Origin of the sequence: Streptomyces sp. NPDC051738, from assembly GCF_044453205.1 — a bacterium.
Classification (GTDB): Bacteria; Actinomycetota; Actinomycetes; order Streptomycetales; family Streptomycetaceae; genus Streptomyces.
This window is the reverse complement of the sequence record NZ_JBITCM010000037.1, coordinates 1-18,703: the sequence shown is the minus strand read 5'-3', so window position 1 is coordinate 18,703 and position 18,703 is coordinate 1. Positions and strand designations below refer to the sequence as shown.

The window sequence follows — 18,703 nt, the reverse complement described above, 5'->3', positions numbered from 1 at the left end:
ACACTCTCCGACCATTGACGCACGCGGCCCGCGCGGCTCTATCCTCTGCCTGAACAGGGGGCGCCCGCGCTCCGGCCGCGGCGTCGTACCGCCGGACGGTGTGGAGGATCGGGGTCCGTACCGGAGGAGGGCCGGGGCGGGTATGCGACAGACCGCACGCCATGACGTCGTCTTCGTCGCCGGCACCGCCGGAGAGCATGAACTGACCTGGTCGCAGAAGGCCCATGAACGCGAAGGATGCCACCCCCATCTCCACGGACCCCGCAACAGGAACGTACGGATGGGGCGGGCACTGGACGGCCGGCCCGACATGTCCGCGGTGCTGCATGCCTTCGCCGCGGTCATGGCTCACTTCGAGGCGCTGCGCACGCTCTATCCACGTGACGCGGACGGGCACCCGCGCGCGGTCGTCGTGGCTTCCGGCGTGCTCCAGATCGACGAGTACGCCTCCGACGCCCCGCCGACCTACGACGAGCTGAGCGCCTTCACGCTCCGACTGGCCGAGCCCGGATTCGCCCCGGACGACCTGCCGTTGCGGGCCGCCGTCATCACCGTGGACGGCAGACCCATCCACATCGCGCTGTCCTTGCACCACTTCTCGGCGGACACGACGAGCGCCCGGATCGCGGCCGAACACATAGCCCGACTGGCCGCCGATCCGGGCGCCGACCTCGGCTCGGGGTGGCAGCCGCGGCAGATCGCGAGCTTCGAAGCCAGCCCCTCGGGGCGGCGGCACGCCCATCGTGTCGACACCCATGACCGGGCCATGCTCCGTCGGTCCGCCATGCCCGAACTCCAGGCGCCCCCGGGCCACAGGGCCGCCGTCTACAACTTCGTATGCCTCGACTCCGCGGCGGTCGCCCTCGCGGCAGCCGGTCTGGCGAAGCAGTACCGGACATCCGCGGCCGCCGTCCTGCAAGCCGCATACGCGCGCACGCTCGCCGAGCACCTCGGCATCGGCACCTGCGTGTTCAACACCGTGATGCCCAACCGGCAGACCACCTTCGCCCGCGAGGCGGTGGCCCATATCGCCGGCAGGGCCCTCGTCCCGGTCGACACGTCCCTGGGCAGCGACCGGTTCCCGGCGCTGTGCCGAGCCGTCGACGCGGCGATCGTCAGATCCTCCTCCGTCAGCCTGCGAGAGCCCGGCCGCTACGCCAGATCCCTGGACGAGGTCTCCGCCGAACTGGGCCGCTCCGCACACAACCCGTACGTGGTCAACATCCGCCCCATAGCACCCCGCACGCTGATCCGGGCTCGCGCGGACAGGGCACCGCAGGACCTCGACCGAGCCATGGCATCCAGCCGTTACCGACAATTCCCCAAACCCGTCGACGCGTACTCCGGAAACCTCTCCTTCGATGTGTGGGGCATGTCAGAGACGGCCGGAATCAGTCTCGGGACGGATGCGACGTCGTTCGAGGCGACGGATCTCGAACAGATACTGCGGTCCTTCGAGAGCCGCCTGGTCGGAGCCGCGATCGGCGGTCACGCCGCAAGGAGCGGCTCCTTCGCCGGCGCATAGAGCGCGGCGGAGCGCGGATGGTCGGCGTCGAGATCACTCACGACGCCGGGTGTGCTGCCTGATGCGGCGGCCTGAATGAGTACAGTCGGGCCCAAGACGGCGCCTGCATGGGCGAGAGCCCTGGCAGTCGTCTCCGGCGCGGTGCCGGCCGCCGTGGCCGCCGACACCCGGGGCGTACGGGCGGACATTCGCGCCGATGTGAACCAGGACGGGGCGGTCGACGTCACCGGGGATTCCGATATCGCGGGCAAACGGCGTGGAACAGCGGGCGAGGTGCGATCTTCCTGCCCAACCTCGGTGACACGCACCGGCGTTGCAAGACCAGGACGCCGGACGGCCGCCTGCTGTCCCATGCCCGGCTCCAAGCCTGCAACGACGCCCAGGGCAACGTCGTACGGACGCCGGAATACCTGACACCCCTGCGCACGGTCCCGGGCCTGGACGGGCGGGACGTCATACGGGAGGGCTGGGACGGCCGGATCACCGTACGGTTCACCGTCACCGACGGCGGCCGCACCTCCACGGACGAGGTGATGCGGTGTGCCGCCCCGGTCCTGACGCAGCACCATCTTCAGCGCGTCGAGCAGGCGATGGTCGTGGACCGCGGCCGGCAGGATCCCGACCAGCGCAGATTTACCGAGCAGTCCTACCCGGCGGGCCGGATCATCACCGGCCGGCACGGCTCGCGGCTGTCCGCGCACACCACCTTCCTCAAGGCCCAGCAGGCACAGGACCCGCGGGTGCTCGACACCGGATGGCTTGCCATCGGCCACGTGGACGAGTTCGTGCAGTTCCTGCCCGCCGGCACCCGCGCGGCTGGAAGATCGGCATCGCCGACCCGGAGGGCACGCTCGCCCTGCTGCGCAAGGCACAGCGCGACGGGCACGGCCACACAAAGGTGTTCTCCATTCAGCGCTCCTACGCCGAGGGCCGCGCCGCCGACGCGGCGTGGTGGAACACCCCCGGCTCCGCAGGCACCCCGGCGAGTGACGAGACCCGTGAAGATCACCTTTCTGCTGCACAACGCCTACGCCGTCGGTGGCACGGTCCGAGCCACGGCCAACCTCGCCGCCGCACTCGCGGCACGTCACGAGGTGGAGATCGTCTCCTTCTACCGGACCGTCGACCAGATGCCGCTCGAGGTGGCGGACGGGGTGAGGACGCGGGCGCTGGTGGACCTGCGTCGCGCCTCCAGGCGGACGGCTGTCGAGGCGGCGGACCTGCGATCGCCGGGCATCGTGTGCCCGCACGATTCCGTACACCTCGGCTGGACACCGCCCAGCCGGCTCGGCGAAACACGCCTTGCCGCGTACCTGCGGAGCACCGACGCGGACGTGGTGATCGCGACGCGCCCGTACCTCGTCTGTTTCCTGGCCGAGCACGGCCGTACCGACTACCGCCGCGTCGGCCAGGAGTACGCGGGCCGTGACGCGCACGGGCCCGCGCTGCTGAGCGACCTGGGCGCGGCCGTCTCTCGCCGCGATGGCTACGTCACCCTGTCCCAGGCCGACGAGCGCGCCCACCGTACGGCGATCGTCGGCGTGCGGACGCCGGTGACGAGCATCCCGGTCTGCTGCCCCGACCCGGATGCCGAGCCTTCCAGTGGCGAGTCGAGGATCGTACTCGCCGCCGGGCAGCTGACACCGACGAAGCGCTACGACCGTCTCGTGGACGCCTTCGCCAAGGTGGCGGCCGTCCACCCGGACTGGAGTCTGCGGATCTACGGACGCGGCCGGGAGCGGCACCGGCTGCGTCACCGCATCGAGGAACTCGGCCTGTACAACAACGTCTTCCTCATGGGCGTTCGCACTCCCATGCACCCCGAGTGGGCCAGGGGCGCCCTCGCCGTGGTGTCCAGCAGCAGTGAACCATCCGGCATGTCCGTCGTGGAGCCCATGAGCTGCGGGCTCCCAGTCGTGAGCACCGACTGCGACCACGCGCCCCGCGAGATCATCACGCATGGCCAGGACGGTCTCATGGTCCCGGACGACGGCCCGGTCGAGGACGCGCTCGCCAACGCGCTGTGCCGTGTGATCGAGAACGACGCCGAGCGCAGGCGGATGGCCGCGGCGGCCCGGCGGAGCGGCCGAGCGCTCCGGGCCCGAGCACATCGCCGCGCAGTACGAGGCCCTGTTCACCGCCCTTCGGCCCGGGCACGGCAGCCGGTCGACGTCGAAGCCCACGGCCGGTCCACGGCTGCGAAGTCGGCGGCTGGGCCTGACAGTTGCCCGAGTCGGTCAGCCGGTCGCGGTCGGCCGCCGGGTGCTTCCGGGGGCTCGCTCGCCTTCCTGTTGCCCGAGGGCCGACCGGCGCCCGCCGGCTGGAAGCTGGTCCTGCACCCCCGTACCGATACCATCGCCGCGACTCCCCAACTGCCGCTTGAACAACCCGACACGGGCGGCGACGGCCGCGTGCATGCCGTCCTCGGCACACGTCACTGGGAACTCGCCGAGGGCGACTTCGACGTACTCCTCCAACGCGCCGGCGGCAGCCGGTCATGACCGGTCGGGCAGGGCTCATCGAGACCGCGTGCCTCCTGGATCCCGCAGCCCTCGGGCCGGCGGACGAGGGAGCGCGGACATGGTTCCCGTACGCCACCGAGGACGGGCGTCTAGCTGTGCGCGCCTGGCTCCGGCCCGCGATGCGGAGGTCACGTCCGTCGAAGTCGGCGACGAGGCGATCCGGTTGAGGGGATCGCTCCATGGAAGGAGGGCACGGGCGCACCGCTATCGCTTCGTGGCCCGCCTCCGGGCGGATGGCGGGCACCTCATCGACGCCCCTTGCCCTGTCGATCCGCACGGCGATTTCCATATCACTATGCCGGTCGACGTGGTGGCGGACCTCGACGCCGGAGGAGAGGCGCTGTGGGACCTGCTCCTGAGCGCGTACGGCGGGCCGGAGATCCGCCTGGCGATGGTGACCGGGGACCTCGCCGACCGTCAGGACGTGAGCGTGTTCCCCGTCGTCCGGAGCATGGGCGCCGGCGGCGGGCTGTCGCTGCGACCCCAGCTGACACGTGATCACGACTTGGTGCTGCGCACCGCCGATGGGCGGGGCGGTGCTGCGGAGGCGTAGGGGGTCACGCCTCCGCAGCGCTCGCATGTCCCGAGGATCAGAGGGCCGTGAAGGTCCACATCAGGTTGGTGCTGCTGCCGTCGGCCCACTGCTTGGTGACGGAGCCCGAGGAGACGTTGCCGCCGCCGTCGAGGACCAGGCCGGTGGTGCGGTTGGCGATCGAGTAGCTGTCGCCGCCGCGGTGGGTGATCTTCCACTGCTGGTTGGTGCCGCCGTTCCAGGCGGCCTGTCGGGCCGGAGAGCCGTTGTCGGTGGCGCCCCAGCCGTCGGCGACCATGCCGTTCGTGCGGTTGACCAGCCGGTAGTAGCCGCCTGAAATCGGCTCCGCGTGCCACTGCAGGTTGCTGCTGCCGTCCCAGGTCCACTGCTTGAGGTTGGACCCGGAGGCGACGTTGCCGCCGCTGTCCAGGGCGAGGCCGTTGGTGACGTTGGTGATCCGGAAGTACGTCGCCGGGTTGAACTGGACCCTCAGTGAGGTGATCTGGTCGTTGTTGCCGGTGACCCTGAGGTCGGGGTTGTCGGCGGTGAAGGTCCAGGAGGTGCCGGTGAAGTTGTCTCCGGAGTAGCCGATCACCTGGTAGCCGGGGGCCGGCCGGAGGGAGGAGAGGGTGCCCGCGCCCAGTCCGAGCGCGGTCAGGTCGGCCGCGGTGTGGTCGCCGAGGGGGAGCAGGGCGTAGTCGCCGGTGTAGTTGACGTCCTTGAAGCCGATGGCGCCGGCGAGCGGCCGCAGGCCCGGGATCGTGCCGGAGAATGCCAGCTTCAGGACGTAGGCGGTCGCGCTGTAGGGCGCCGAGGAGGGCAGGGTGACCGTGAGGCCGGAGGAGGTCTGGGTCGGCGTGGGCAGGTCGATGTAGGTGCCGGCGGTGGAGCCGAGGAGCTTGACCGAGGTCAGCGAGGAGAGGTTGATCCGGTCCGAGCTGAGGGTCTTGATCGTCAGCGAGCTGCCCGGCCAGCCCAGGACGGTGGCGTACAGGACGGTGTTCGCCTTGCTCCGGGTGAAGCGGATGTCCTGCGCCGTGCCGGCCGTCGGCCGGGTGAACGAGCCGCCGCCCATCTTCGTCGGGCCCTCGCCGTATGCCGTCCAGGCGCGGGTCGAGTACACCGACTCGCCGAAGCGCTTCAGGTGGTCTCCGATGCCGAGCAGGATGTCCTTCTGCGCCTGGGGGATGGTGCCGTCGGCCATCGGCGCGATGTTCAGCAGCACGTTGCCGTTCTTGCTGACCCGGTCGATGAACGAGTGCAGCATCTGCTGGATGGTGTAGTAGCCGATGCCCTGGGTGTAGCACCAGCTGCTGCTGGAGATGCTGTCGTCGGTCAGCCAGTACGGGGAGGTCAGGTCGGCCGGGCCGCCGCGCTCGTAGTCGAAGACCTCGCCCTTGCCGTTCATGCCGTCCTTGTACGTGGCGACGACCTCACGGCCCCAGCTGCCCGCCTGGTTGTAGTAGTACGCCAGGAAGTTCAGGCGCTGTTGCTCCTCGACGGCGTCCAGGTTGAAGTCCTGCCACAGGATGTCGGGCTGGGCGCGGTCGATGACCTCCTTGAGCTTGTCGAACCAGAGCTGGTTCGCCGCGGTCGAGTCCAGCTGTCCGTAGAGCTTCTTGAGGCTCGGGTCCGTCTGGGCGGGGACGTACTCGTAGAAGCCGGTGAAGTTGTACGCGTGATGCATGGCCACCAGCAGCTTGAGGCCCTTCGCACGGATGGCCGTGGAGAAGAGCGTCAGCAGGTCCAGCCCCGGGCCCTTCTTCACCGAGTTCCACTCGTTGACCTGGCTGTCCCACATCGAGAAGCCGTCGTGGTGCTCGGCGACCGGGCCGGCGAACCTGGCGCCGGCGTCGACGAACAACTGCACCCACTCGTCGGGGTCGAACTTCCCGCCGGCCGACTTCAGCTTCGGCGCGAACTTCACGAAGTTGCCCGCCAGGTCCTGAGCACCGTTGATGAAGCTGTGGTACGGCCACGCCGACGGCTGGCCGTAGGTCGCGATGTGGTGCTCGTTGGCGCCGTCTCCGGCCCGGTACATGTTGCGCGGGTACCACTCGTTGCCGAAGGCGGGAACGCTGAAGACGCCCCAGTGGAAGTAGATGCCGAACTTCGCGTCCTGGAACCACTCCGGAGCCGGCGGGTGCTGGTCGACCGAGTCCCAGTCCGGTGTGTACGTGCTGGGCGCCGCCTGGGCGACGTTCGCGCCGAAGAGACCTCCGGCAACGGCGGCCGCGGCAACGCAGGTTGCGCCGGCCAGGAAGTGGCGTCTGTTGATCGAACTCGACATGGAGACATCCCTGATGCAGGAGGGGACAGGGGAATGCAGGGCGTCGCTTGTTACGCATGAAGGTCCGCCATGTCTCCGTGGGATGTCAACTGGCGTACGGGGATGAAAAGCCTTCTGTGGCCTGGTAATTGACTCCACTTGCACATCGTCTGGTGCGATTTGAGACCATCGGAACATGGCATGTCTGTCGAGGTCTCGTGGCCGATTGGGACCGTCCATCGGCGATGATTGATGGGATGAATCTCGCGCCTTCGCGGTGTTCGGCATTCGTCCCGGATCGGCACCCGCCCCGGTCGGCACGCTCGGCCGCTTCGAGTTCTACGACGCCGCCCGTTCGCCGGACCTGGCCCTGGCGATCGTCACCGCCGACACCCGTACGTACGCCAACCTGCTGCTGACCATCGGCGTCCGCGCTGAAGGGACCCTGACGACACGATGGCACTCGCCGTCCGTTACACCTCCGCCCGCACCTTGGACACGGCGCGCCCGCACTCAGCGCGCCACCCGGTCCCGGCGAGGTGGAGCTGGCCCCGCCTATGTCGGTATCTGCGGCACCGACCTGCACATCTTCCACGGCGACATGGACGCCCGGGTCGCTGCGCCCGCCGTCCTGGGGCACGAGATGTCCGGCAGCGTCGTACGCGTCGGCCAGGGCGTCGAGGGCTGGCGGCCGGGTGGCGCGGTCACCGTGATGCCGCTGCGCTGGGACGACACCTGCCCGGCCTGCCGCGCCGGCCACCAACATGTCTGCCAGCACCTGGACTTCATCGGCATCGACTCGCCGGGCGCGATGCAGCAGCGCTGGACCGTGCCCGCCTCCACCCCGATCCGGATGCCCGACACCCTTTCCCTGGACCAGGCCCCGCTCGTCGAGCCGACGGCGGTCGCCGTGCACGACGTGGGCCTGGCCGAGGTCGCCGAGGGCGAGAGGGCCGTCGTGGTCGGCGGTGGCCCCGTCGGAATCCTCATCGCGCTGGTCGCGCGAGCCGCGGGTGCCGAGGTCCGGGTGGTGGAACTGAGCGCCCACCGTCGGCTGCTCGCCGAGGAGTTGGGACTCATGGCGTGGGAACCCGGCCGACGTCGACGTGCCGGAGCTGGTGCGGCAGTGGAGCGCGGACGCGGGCGTCGCCTTCGGGTGCCCGGTGCGGCGGGCGGCGTGAACACGGCGGTCGACGTGCTCGGTGCACGGCCGTCTCTGCCTCGTCGCCATTCATCCCCGCCCCCGCGAGGTCAACCTGCACCGCTTCTTCTGGCGCGAACTCACCCTGGTCGGCGCCCGGTTGTACGACTGCTCCGACTTCGAGAAGGCGGTGACCCTGGTCGCCGACGGCACCATCCCGGCCGAGCGGCTGATCAGCAAGGCCGTACCGCTCACCCAGGCACCCGCCGGCTTCGAGGCCCTGGAGGGCGGCGGCGACGCGATGAAGATCCTCGTGGACTGCACCGACGACGCCCAGGGAGCCGCCGTAGGAACGCCTTCGACCTCACCGGGAAGCTCGCCGTCGTCACCGGAGCCCGGCGCGGCATCGGACGGGCCATGGCCCGCGCGCTCGCCGAGGCCGGCGCGCGGACGTCATCGGCGTCAGCGCCTCGCTGGAGGAGCCCGGCAGCGCGGTGGAGAAGGACGACGTCCTCGCCGCGGGCCGCACCTTCGAGGCGATCCGGACCGACTTCGCCGATCCCGAGGCCGTACGGGCCCTGGGCGCGGACCTGGCCGGACGCGAGCGACCGGTGGACGTCCTGGTCAACAACGCGGGCACGATCCGCCGCACTCCGGCCGCCGAACACACCGATGTGGACTGGGAGTTGGTGCTCCAGGTCAATCTCAACGCGCAGTTCGCGCTGACCCGGGCGGTCGGCGCATCGATGGTGGCCCGCGGCCAGGGGAAGGTCATCTTCACGGCGTCGCTGCTCACCTTCCAGGGCGGCATCACCGTCCCCGGCTATATCGCCACCGACAACACCCAGGCATGAAGTACGACTACCAGGACGCCCCGCCTGCCCTGGTCCGCGCTCGGCGATCGCCGAGGTATGCGAGGCGCACGGGACCGCCCTGCCCGCTGCCGCGATCGCCTTCCCGTACACGCCAGTATCATCAACGTCACCCTCGGACTGCGGACTGCGGAACAGGCTGGACGAAACGTGCAACTCCATGATCAGCGCGTCCCCACGGCCTCTGGGACGATCTCCGTGCTCAGGGGCTGATCAGGTCGGACGTGCTCGCGGGGCACGGTGGGGGAGGGATGCGCGGTGTCTCTGACGGACAAGGCCATCGAGCAGATCCGTGAGCTGATCCGGACCGGTGCGCTGCCGCCCGGCGCGAGGCTCCCGCCGGAGCCGGATCTGGCCGCCCAGCTGGGGCTGTCCCGCAACCTCGCCCGGGAAGCGGTCAAGGCACTGGCCGTCGCGCGGGTCCTGGAGGTCCGGCGGGGCGACGGCACCTATGTGACCAGCCTGCAGCCGAGCCTGCTCCTGGAGGGACTCGGGGGCGCGGTGGAGCTGCTCCAAGGTGACTCGGTCGCCCTTCAGGACCTCATGGAAGTACGGCGGCTCCTCGAACCGATGGCTGCGGCCCTTGCCGCCACCCGGATCTCCGACGCCCAGCTGGCCGAAGTGAAACGGCACCTGGACGCCATGCGCGAGGCCTGCGACGACGTGGAACAGCTCAACGCCCATGACGCCGCCTTCCACCGCGCCGTCGTCTCGGCCACGGGCAACGAGACCCTCCTCACTCTCCTGGAAGGGATCTCCGGCCGCACTCTGCGCGCCCGCATCTGGCGCGGTCTGGTCGACGACAAGGCCGCCGGCCGCACCCTGGCCGAACACCAGGCGATCTTCAACGCGCTGTCCACCCGGGATGCCGCCCTCAGCCAGGCCGCCGCACTGCTGCACGTGAGCAACACCGAGCAGTGGCTGAGGGAGCACCTGCGCTCGGCCGAGCCCCTCCCAGTCTGGACGACAGAGCGGAAGTGACGGGCGGGCGGCGCCGGCTCACTGGGTGTAGAAGGTGGCGTCCGCCCGGTCGGTCGTCGTACTGAGAGCCTGGACGTACAGCAGGTAGTTGTAGTGGCGGATGTAGCGGCCCGGGAAGTTGTACGACTCGTACGAGACCCCGGCGGAGTCGGAGAGGCCGGCCCGGGCCGTGAAGGAGGCGTCAGCGGCGAACAGCGACGTCCCGTCGTGCTTCTCCACCCACACCTCGTTGTTCTTGTGGCGCAGGAAGTAGCCGGGGAAGTTCGCCGACTCCAGGGAGACGGTGCCCGTGCCGGCGAGACCGGCGACGACGCGGAACTGCGAGTCGGCGAGCGGGGAGACGTTCGGCTCGATCTTGGCGCGGTACTCCCAGTGCCGGATGAACCGGTCGGGGAAGTTGTACGAGGAGAGCCGGATCGGTGTGAGGCCGTCGGCGACCGGGATGCCGAAATCGGGTGTGCCGTCGGCCTTCCAGTAGATCTTCTGCACGCGGGTGCGGCGGTTGGGGTCGTTGAGCGGGGAACCGCTGATGTCCTTGTAGCTGCGGTCGTGATAGACGAGGATGTCCGACTTGCCGTCCTCGGAGACCGTGAACTGGTTGTGCCCGGGGCCGTACTGGCTGGTGGCGGCATAGCTGGCGAAGACGGGGCCTGTGCTCTTGGCCCACGACGACGCGCTCAGCAGGTCGGCCGAGGCGGACGCGGTCAGCATGCCCATGCAGTAGTTGGCGTCGGTGGCACTGGCCGAGAAGGTCATGAAGACCTTGCCGCCCCGCTGGATCACGGCCGGGCCCTCGTTGACCGTCTCCCCTCCGGCGGTCTCCCACGCGGCGGTCGGCCGGCTGATCATGACCGGTGCGCCGGTGATGGTCCATGGACTGGACATCCGCGCCAGGTAGATGTTGGTGCCGCGGCCGACGGCCGGGTCGTTCTGCGCCCAGGCCAGGTAGCGGGTGCCGTTGACGACGAAGGTCGTCGCGTCCAGGGAGAAGGTGTCCAGCGGCAGGGCGATACGGCCTTTCTCCGCCCAGGTGCCCGTGATCGGGTTCGCGGCCGTGCACTCCAGGACGTAGGGCCGGATCCTCCAGATGTCGTTGGTGGCGCCCGCGGCGAAGTAGATGTACCACTTGCCATCGATGAAGTGGATCTCCGGAGCCCAGATGTGGGCGCCCATCTCACCAGTGGAGTGCTTCGTCCAGATGGTCGTCTCGGCGGCCGACGTGAGCCCCTGGATCGTGGTGGCCCGGCGCAGCACGATCCGGTCGTACGCCGGGACCGTGGCGGTGAAGTAGTAGAAACCGTCCGTGTGCTTGAAAATGTGCGGGTCGGCCCGCTGCTCGGCGATGGTGTTCGTGTACGTCACACCGGGGGAGGCAGGCACGGCGGCGTGGGCGGTACCGGCCGAGACACCGGTGACGGTGGCGGCGGCCGAGCCGGCGATCATGCCGAGGACCGTTCGACGGGTGAGCGCAGGTCTCACGGAGTACTCCCTCTGGTGCTGGTGGTGCGGCGGACGCCTCTTCACGGCGGGTCGATATATCGGACACCGTTCGTAAGCTCGGCCAGAAAATAAGTTCTGCACCTCTCTCCGTCAACACTTGTCACACAAGTATCCGGAGCGTCTTCCCGCCGTCGAGAAGTGAGGCTCGCGCTGCTCCGTGTCGGATGTATTGACGCGCCCTGTTTGCCCCCTTGGTGCCTGCCCGCTTTTGCGAACGCTGTTCGATATCACGTACGGGACCGTCTTTCGCCCGGTGGTGGCAGAACGACAGGAGATGTACATGCGCACGCTTCTCTCCCGGCTGGCGGCGATACTGGTCGCCCCCGATCCCGGCTACCTGATGGCGCACTTCATCGGGGAGGGGGCGACCAACCAGCAGATGTACCTGTCCCACAGCACGGACGGTTTGCACTGGAACGACCTCAATGGCGGCGGCATGGTCCTGCGCTCCACGGTCGGTACGAAGGGGGTGCGCGACCCCGCATTCGTGAGATCCCCCGACGGCAGCAAGTACTGGATCATCGCCACCGACCTGTGGGCGCCCGAGGCGATCTGGGACCCCGAGACCAACGACTACGTCCTGTACTGGGCGACGAACGTGCCCTTCAACGGCGCGACGAAGCACCGCATCTTCTACGCCCGCACCAGCGACTTCCGCACCATCACCACCCCGCAGCTCTACATCGACCGCCCCGGCACCCAGGAGATCATCGACACCCAGATCATCGAGACGCCCTCCGGCGTCGGCCTCACCGGCTCCCAGGTCGAGGGCCCGATGTGGATGAAGTTCAACGGCACCGACAAGTGGGCCCTCTACCTCGACCAGTACGCCACCAGGGGCGGCTACATGCCGGTCGTGACAACCGGCCCGTCCGATCCCGCGACCTACCAGAAACTGCCGTCGACCAGCTAAAACATGGGCGGCACCAAGAAGCGCCACGGCTGGATCATGAACCTGACGGCCGCCGAGAAGAGCCGCGTCCTCGCCCGCTGGCCCAACACCCCCGCCCAGCGCCTCCAGTCGTACAACTTCCAGGACCGGTACGTGCGCCACACGTGAAGGAAGGGGATGCCGGCCCTCTCGCGGAGGCGCCGGCGTCCCTGTCGGTGCGGGTCAGTTCGTCACGCGGAAGGTGGCGTCGCTGCGTCCTGTCGCGGTGGTGATCGGGTCGAGGCGGAGTTGGTAGGCGTAGTGGCGGATGTAACGGTCGGGGTGGTTGTACGACTGGAACGACGACCAGGTCGAGTCGGCGAGTCCGGCGACCTGCCGGAAGGTGGCGTCCGCGGCGAACTGGGCGGTGCCGTCGTTGTGGGCGAGCTGGAAGTCGTATCCGGAGTGCCGCAGGAAGTAGCCGCGGTAGTTCACCGATTCGAAGGAGACGGTGCCGGTGCCTGCCAGGCCGGGCCGCAGCCGGAACTGGGCGTCCGGGCCGGTGATGTTCTGGTCGATGCGCACGTCGAAGTTGGTGTGGCGCACGTACCGGTCCTGGTAGTTGTACGACTGGAGCCGGTTGGCCGGGATGCCGCTCCAGCGTGCGAGCACGCGGGACTCCTCGGCGGCCGTGAGGTTCAGGATCGAGCCGTGGCGCTTCTTCGTGACGCCCATGGAGTAGGTTCCCGACGCCGGAATCCGGTAGGTGCCGGGGGCGGAGGGGTTGGTCGTCGTGACCGGCATGTACCCGCGTCCGGAGGAGTACTGGTCGAGGTAGAGCGCCCACTCGTTGCGGTCGCGGAACTTCATCCACATCGGGCCCTCGACCTGGGCACCGGTCAGGCCGATGCCGGAGAGGTTGCCGAGATTGGTCCAGGTTCCGAGGATCGAGTCGCTGCCTTCGAGGGTGATCTGCCCGTCGCCGGAGGCCCGCACAAAGCGGTAGTTGCCGACGCCGGCCGGCATCTCGACGATCTGGGTGTCGATGATCTCCTGGGTGCCGGGGCGCTCGATGTAGAGCTGCGGGGTGGTGATGGAACGGAAGTCGCTGGTGTGGGCGTAGTAGATGCGGTGCTTCTTTACGCCGTCGACCGGCTTGTTCGTCGCCCAGTGCAGGACGTAGTCGTTGGAGGCCGGGTCCCAGATCGCTTCCGGCGCCCAGGCGTTGCGGCCGTCGGGGATCGCGCCGGCGACGTTGAGCAGCCACGGCTCCGACCAGTGGATCAGGTCCGTCGACTCCCACACCACGAGGTTGCGGCTGCCGTTGTACACGGCGGCCTCCCAGTTCTGCCCGCAGCTGATGCACAGGTCGGTCGCGATGATCCAGTACTTGTCACCGTTCGGGGATCTCACCAGTGCGGGGTCCCGCATCCCCTTCGTGCCGACCGTGGAGCGAAGGGCAATTCCGCCGCCGTTGAGCTCAGTCCAGTTCAGGCCGTCCGTGCTGTACGAGAAGTAGATCTGCTGACCGTTCGACCCCTCCCCGATGAAGTGCGTCATCAGGTAGCCCGGGTCGGCGGCGGCCGCCCGGTCCGGTGTGATCAAGGCTTGGCCTGTGAAGAGCAGGCACGCGGCGAGCAGTATCGCCGACAGCCGGGCGCGAAGCGCGGACATGTATGTCTCCTGTCGTTCTGCAAAGGCCACAACCGGGCGCGCGGAAGGGGCCGACTGATTCCGGGTGACGCATGTCTCCCGTAGGCGGTGTGCTTCGCCGTGGTGACGGCACGCTTGTCACCCCAGTGGGGCGGTCGGGGTGCGGGGGCCGACCGAGCGGTTGTCGATGCGAGCGGGGTCTCGGTCTCCACTGGCGGGGAGGTGGAGCCTCCGTGTCCGATTCCCTGTCCGCCGAGGTGAGTTGTCCGATAAATCGAACGGCGTTCGTAAGATCGGGCAGAGCTAAGTGCGAGGAGCGGGATGCGTCAATACCTCCGGCAGCTGTAGCCCGTGGGACCTGAAAAGGTGTCGCAGTCGGTCAGCACGGCGTTCCATCGGAGCAGGCCTGGCTGACGCCCAGCGCGCCCCGGCTGCCGAAGCCCCGCTCGACGAAGTTCACGTCGGCCGGCCGCCCACCCGGTGGCGACCTCGCCACCAAGGTGGCCGAATGGCCCGCCCGTAGCGTGGGGTTCGTACGGATCCGGGCCAACGCGGCCACCGGCGGGTACGCCAACATGGGCGGTGTCAGGATGGTCCGCTGTCGTGGGACTGCCCTCCTCCGACCGGACGTCTGCCTGTTACGGGAGCGTGGTCCACTTCTGGTTGTTCTGGCCGTTGCAGGTCCACAGAACCAGCGGGGTCCCGTTGGCGGTGCCGGCCCCGTTGACGTCGAGGCACAGCCCGGCATGGACGTTGCGGATCGACCCGTCGGAACCGACGGTCCACTTCTGGTTGTTCTGGCCGTTGCAGGACCAGATGATGACCGGCGTGCCGTTGGTGGTGCCCTGGTTGTAGGCGTCCAGGCACTTGTCGCCGTAGACGCGGATCTCGCCGCCGGCCCATGTGGTCCACAGCTGGTTGGCGGCCGTGTGGCAGTCCCAGATCAGCGTCTTGGTCCCGGCCGCGGTGGCGGCAGCGTCCACGTCCAGGCAGCGGCCGGACCCGGTAGCGCGCAGGCGTGCGGTGGTGGAGGCCAGGGGGCTGCCGCCGGTCACCTTGAACACGGCGACACCGTGCGCGGGGACGCTGGCCGAGATCTGCCCGGAGGTAGTCGACGTGCCGCCGGTCCACAGGTCGGTGAGGGTGAACGCGCCGCCGGACAGGCCGACTTGTGCGGCCGTGGTGGTGACGGTCGCGGTGTTGCTGCCTCGGTTGAACAGGCCGACCGCGACGGAGCCGTCGGACAGGGGCTTGGCGAACACTTCGGTGTCGCCGTCGTCGCGGACTCGGCGTCCGCCCGCTCCCAGCGGGTCCTGGTTGACCGCGAGCAGGCGCGGGTTGCGCAGGATGGCGCTCACGTCGGCGGACATGGTGCGGATGTCGTTGCCTGCCATGAGCGGGGCACTCATGAGTGCCCACAGGGCGAAGTGGGAGCGGGACTCGGTCAGGGACAGGCCGGGGCGGCCGACGACCAGCATGTCGGGGTCGTTCCAGTGTCCGGGACCCGACTGCGCGGCGAGCGGGGCGGTGACGTCGAGGACGTTGCCGACGCCCATCGGGTAGCTGTTGGTGTTGTTGTTCTGCCAGATGTCGAGCAGGTCCTCGGTCGTCCGCCACAGGTCGGCGACCTCGCCCCAGTTGTACTTGTCGCCGGTGGGGGCGTGGAAGCTGTTGGGGTTGATGCTGTAGACGATCGGACGGCCGGTGGCGCGCAGGGCGTCACGCATGAGGGTGAACTGGGCGATCTGCTCGCTGAGGGTGCCGCTGCCGGAGCACCAGTCGTACTTGAGGTAGTCCACGCCCCAGGAGGCGAACGTGGTGGCGTCCTGGGCCTCGTGGCCCTTGCTGCCGGTGGAGCCGGGGTAGGTGCCCACGCCCTGCGCGCACGTTTTCTCGTTGGGGGCCTGGTAGATGCCGAACTTCAGGCCCTTGCTGTGGATGTAGTCCCCGAGCGCCTTCATGCCGCTGGGGAACTTGGTCGGGTTGGCCCGCAGGTTGCCGGCCGCGTCACGCTGCGGGTCGAACCAGCAGTCGTCGACCACCACGTACCGGTAGCCGGCGTCCCGCATACCGGAGGACGCCATCGCGTCGGCGGCCTCGCGGACCTGCGCCTCGGTGATCCCGCACCCGAAGCTGTTCCAGCTGTTCCACCCCAGCGGAGGGGTGAGCGCGGGGCTGCCCGGCGCGGCCGCGGCGGTCGTGCCGACGGAGGCGGTGACGGTGGCGGTGAGCGTCAGTGCAGTGGCTGTGAGGAGACGCAGCAGTCGTCTGTGTATGGGAACCATGGGAGGTCCTTCCCGGGAGGCAAAGCGGAAGCTGCTTTGCCTCCCTCAAGGGGCAAGGTCACGAGCTTGTGATCATGTGCGCGCAGGTCAGCGCTGAAGGGTGAGCAGGCCCGGCCGGTACGGCAGTCGCTGGTAGGGGGTTTCTCTTGGGATGTCGGGGTCGTACCCCTGGTAGAGGAACTGCAGGTTGCAGGGGTCGATGGTCATGGTCTGGTCGGGGTTGGTGCGGACCAGGTCGCCGTGGCTGATGTCGTTGGTCCAGGTGGCACCGCTGTTGGCCTTGCCCGCGAAGGGGCTGCTCTCGCTGCCGGCCTGGAGGGTCCACGGACCGTTCAGGCTGGAGGCGGTGAACGAGCGGAAGTATCGGCCGCCCACGCCCTTCGCCTCAACGATCATGAGGTACTGGTTCTGGCCCTGGACCTTGTAGACCTCCGGCGCCTCGAACAGCTTGTCCTCCGTGTCGCTCATGACCGTCGTGTACGACGAGCCGAAGCTGCTCGGGAAGTTCCCGAGCGGCATGGTCGACCTGAAGATGCTGCCCTTGTCATTGGCGAAGAACAGGTACATGTTCTGGTCGTCGGCGATCACGGTCGGGTCGATCGGGCCGCCTGTGGGGAGGCTGCCGGTGAACAGCTCCTGCGGCGCGGACCAGCCGTTGGGGTTGGTGGGGTCGCTGGACGTGCGGTAGGTGAAGGGCCAGGCGGTGCCCCACCCATTCGAGACCAGCACCCATATCTTCTTGGGCGCGAAGTACAGGAGTTTGGGCGCCACCGCGGACCCGCTGATCCCGGTCTGGCCGGCCGAGGCCATGTCCGACCAGTTCGTGAAGGGCCGGAACGTCATCGCGCCCCACGACGATCCGTCAGAGGTGGTCGCGTAGACCAGGTGCTGGCCGTTGTACGTCACGGTGGTGAAGTCCTTGAGCGCCACCCAGCCGTTCGCCGGCTGCGCCAGCGGACCGGTCGACGTCCACCGGTATGTCGACGGAAGAGAACACGAGTTGGGCGTCCCGGACGGGCCGGTCCACTTCTGGTTGCTGCCGCCGTTGCAGTTCCAGAGCTGCACCGCCGTGCCGTTGGCCGTAGCGCCGCCGCTGACGTCCAGACACAGCCCGGATTCCACGGCGACGATCGTGCCGTCGGCGTTCACCCGCCACTGCTGGTTCGTACCGCCGTTGCAGGACCAGATCACCGGCCGGGTACCGGCCGTGGTCGCGTGGCCCGGGACATCCAGGCACTTGTTGCCGTACACGGTCAGTTGGTTGCTGTCCGTCAGCGTCCACTGCTGGTTGGTCCCGCCGTGGCAGTCCCAGATCTGCAGGTTCGTGCCGTCGGTCTGGGCGGCACCCGGTACATCGAGACACCGGTTGGAACCGACACCGCGCACGGCGCCGGTGGTGGCCGCCTGAGCCGGATTGGCGACGAGCGTCGCCGCCGACGCGACCAGGGCCGCGAGCACCACGGACAGATGTCTGCGGCTGAAACGTAGTCTGCGCAATGCGGGCCTCATTCGTTGAGTGAGCGTTTCCGGTTCGGCCCCGTCAGAGGCTGTCCTGACTGTCGATGTGCTGCGCCTCGACCTCCTTTGTTCTCGATATCGAACGAAGGACGAAAGGTCGAGCGCGGTGGAGGACGGAGACCGACCAGGATGTGCTTCCGTGGCGGCCTAGTTCCTCACGATGCGCCACCGGTTGTCGGCAGTGCCATTGTCCGAGTCCTGGACTGCGAACGCACCCACAGCGGTGGAGTTGTTCGCGATGGCGAGCAACTTGCCGCTGTTCTCGTTGCGGATCTTGTAGGTTCCGTCTCCCTGGTCGAGCAGCGTCCATCGGTGGTCGGCGGTGCCGGTGTCCGACCACTGCAGGACGGTCGCGCCGTCTGCCGTCGACATGTTCAAGACGCCGAGCACCTTGCCGCTGTGGGCGTTGCGGAAGCGGACCGCGTTTCCGTCGGTGATCATCTGCCAGTCGTGGTCGGCGGTGCCCGAGTCGTTCCACTGCAGAGCGCGGCCACCATCGGCCGTGGACATGTTCTGGATGCCCAGCACCAGACCGCTGCCCACGTTGGCGAGCCGGACGGTGCCGCTGGTGTTCCAGTAGACGGTGTAGTTGTGGCCGTGTGCGTCGTGGAACGGGCCCAGGTTGACGGTGGAGCCATTGGCGGTCGCGGTGAAGGCGAGCGAACTGCCGCTGGTCCGTGTGATCGAGGACGTGTTCAGCGACGGGAGGGAACTGAGCCCGGAGTCACCGTAGTTACCGGACAGGACCACCGGGCCGTAGGTGATCGCGGTGACGTTCGGGTTGTCGTTGGCCGCTCGCATGATGACCCGCATGGGCAGACGGACGGTGACCGTGTCGCCGGAGGTCCAGGAGCGCGTCAGGGTGGCGTAGCTGCCGGGCGTGGTGGCGATGTTCTGTGCCGTGCCGTTGACGCTGATCGTGGCCCCGGCGGTCCAGCTCGGGATGCGGATGCGCATCGCCCAGGTTCCGCTGACGTTGCCGGTGACTTGCAGGGTCGTGGTGTCACTGTTCGGGTACGACGTGGTCTGGGTGA

11 protein-coding genes and 4 pseudogenes are annotated in these 18,703 nt (G+C 68.7%); 8 read left to right on the top strand and 7 right to left on the bottom strand.

Annotated features, from left to right (window positions below; all coding sequences use genetic code 11):
- Nucleotides 1-142 precede the first annotated feature (142 nt).
- On the top strand, nt 143-1,525 hold the full coding sequence (locus tag ACIA8X_RS45235; RefSeq protein WP_393462241.1) for a condensation domain-containing protein: 1,383 nt from the start codon (nt 143-145) through the stop codon (nt 1,523-1,525).
- Here the strand turns inward: ACIA8X_RS45235 and ACIA8X_RS45230 are convergent.
- Nucleotides 1,489-2,298 (bottom strand): hypothetical protein, encoded by an 810-nt coding sequence (locus tag ACIA8X_RS45230; RefSeq protein WP_393462265.1) that lies wholly within the window; start codon nt 2,296-2,298, stop codon nt 1,489-1,491. The two genes, ACIA8X_RS45235 and ACIA8X_RS45230, sit on opposite strands and share 37 nt — an antisense overlap.
- Between ACIA8X_RS45230 and ACIA8X_RS45225 the strand changes: the two genes are divergently transcribed.
- Nucleotides 2,188-4,026 carry a glycosyltransferase gene (locus ACIA8X_RS45225; RefSeq protein WP_399460718.1) on the top strand — a complete coding sequence of 613 codons (1,839 nt, stop codon included), beginning with the start codon at nt 2,188-2,190 and terminating at the stop codon, nt 4,024-4,026. The two genes, ACIA8X_RS45230 and ACIA8X_RS45225, sit on opposite strands and share 111 nt — an antisense overlap.
- 316 nt (nt 4,027-4,342) lie before the next feature.
- Nucleotides 4,343-4,600 carry a hypothetical protein gene (locus ACIA8X_RS45220; RefSeq protein WP_393462243.1) on the top strand — a complete coding sequence of 86 codons (258 nt, stop codon included), beginning with the start codon at nt 4,343-4,345 and terminating at the stop codon, nt 4,598-4,600.
- 37 nt (nt 4,601-4,637) lie between these two features.
- Here ACIA8X_RS45220 and ACIA8X_RS45215 read toward each other — a convergent pair whose 3' ends face one another.
- Nucleotides 4,638-6,869, bottom strand: coding sequence for an alpha-L-fucosidase (locus ACIA8X_RS45215; RefSeq protein WP_393462245.1), 2,232 nt, complete (start codon nt 6,867-6,869; stop codon nt 4,638-4,640).
- A 435-nt stretch (nt 6,870-7,304) separates the two neighbouring features.
- Between ACIA8X_RS45215 and ACIA8X_RS45210 the strand changes: the two are divergent.
- The 4 genes and pseudogenes from ACIA8X_RS45210 to ACIA8X_RS45195 all read left to right on the top strand — a co-directional run.
- Nucleotides 7,305-8,335: pseudogene (locus tag ACIA8X_RS45210) on the top strand (zinc-binding dehydrogenase); the annotation flags it as partial.
- Nucleotides 8,308-8,822 (top strand): annotated as a pseudogene (locus ACIA8X_RS45205) (SDR family NAD(P)-dependent oxidoreductase); the annotation flags it as partial. The pseudogenes ACIA8X_RS45210 and ACIA8X_RS45205, both read left to right, overlap by 28 nt.
- A 2-nt stretch (nt 8,823-8,824) precedes the next feature.
- Nucleotides 8,825-9,129: pseudogene (locus tag ACIA8X_RS45200) on the top strand (aldo/keto reductase); the annotation flags it as partial.
- The gene (locus ACIA8X_RS45195; protein ID WP_393462247.1) at nt 9,120-9,842 is read left to right on the top strand and encodes a FadR/GntR family transcriptional regulator; all 723 of its coding nucleotides are present in this window, start codon (nt 9,120-9,122) and stop codon (nt 9,840-9,842) included. The pseudogene ACIA8X_RS45200 and the gene ACIA8X_RS45195, both read left to right, overlap by 10 nt.
- A gap of 18 nt (nt 9,843-9,860) precedes the next feature.
- Here ACIA8X_RS45195 and ACIA8X_RS45190 read toward each other — a convergent pair whose 3' ends face one another.
- Nucleotides 9,861-11,285, bottom strand: a complete 1,425-nt coding sequence (locus ACIA8X_RS45190) for a family 43 glycosylhydrolase (protein ID WP_393462263.1) — start codon at nt 11,283-11,285, stop codon at nt 9,861-9,863.
- Between the two features lie 337 nt (nt 11,286-11,622).
- On the opposite strand from ACIA8X_RS45190, the pseudogene ACIA8X_RS45185 reads away from it, so the two are divergent.
- Nucleotides 11,623-12,399, top strand: a pseudogene (locus ACIA8X_RS45185) (glycoside hydrolase family 43 protein); the annotation flags it as partial.
- Nucleotides 12,400-12,456: 57 nt separating this feature from the next.
- Here ACIA8X_RS45185 and ACIA8X_RS45180 read toward each other — a convergent pair.
- The 4 genes from ACIA8X_RS45180 to ACIA8X_RS45165 all read right to left on the bottom strand — a co-directional run.
- A complete protein-coding gene (locus ACIA8X_RS45180) occupies nt 12,457-13,887 on the bottom strand; it encodes a glycoside hydrolase family 43 protein (protein ID WP_393462249.1) in 1,431 nt (476 codons plus the stop codon).
- Nucleotides 13,888-14,504: 617 nt separating this feature from the next.
- The gene (locus ACIA8X_RS45175) at nt 14,505-16,151 is read right to left on the bottom strand and encodes a glycoside hydrolase family 27 protein (RefSeq protein ID WP_393462251.1); all 1,647 of its coding nucleotides are present in this window, start codon (nt 16,149-16,151) and stop codon (nt 14,505-14,507) included.
- Nucleotides 16,152-16,238: 87 nt separating this feature from the next.
- Entirely contained in the window at nt 16,239-17,648 is a 1,410-nt protein-coding gene (locus ACIA8X_RS45170; protein WP_393462253.1) for a non-reducing end alpha-L-arabinofuranosidase family hydrolase, read from the bottom strand.
- A 168-nt stretch (nt 17,649-17,816) separates the two neighbouring features.
- Nucleotides 17,817-18,703, bottom strand: an 887-nt coding sequence (locus ACIA8X_RS45165) for an RICIN domain-containing protein (RefSeq protein WP_393462255.1), incomplete at its 5' end; no start/stop codon positions are given.

Coding starts and splice junctions, on each gene's coding strand:
- ACIA8X_RS45175 (WP_393462251.1), bottom strand. CDS start 16,151: ATGGTTCCCATACACAGACGACTGCTGCGTCTCCTCACAGCCACTGCA.
- ACIA8X_RS45220 (WP_393462243.1), top strand. CDS start 4,343: ATGCCGGTCGACGTGGTGGCGGACCTCGACGCCGGAGGAGAGGCGCTG.
- ACIA8X_RS45180 (WP_393462249.1), bottom strand. CDS start 13,887: ATGTCCGCGCTTCGCGCCCGGCTGTCGGCGATACTGCTCGCCGCGTGC.
- ACIA8X_RS45215 (WP_393462245.1), bottom strand. CDS start 6,869: ATGTCGAGTTCGATCAACAGACGCCACTTCCTGGCCGGCGCAACCTGC.
- ACIA8X_RS45235 (WP_393462241.1), top strand. CDS start 143: ATGCGACAGACCGCACGCCATGACGTCGTCTTCGTCGCCGGCACCGCC.
- ACIA8X_RS45190 (WP_393462263.1), bottom strand. CDS start 11,285: ATGATCGCCGGCTCGGCCGCCGCCACCGTCACCGGTGTCTCGGCCGGT.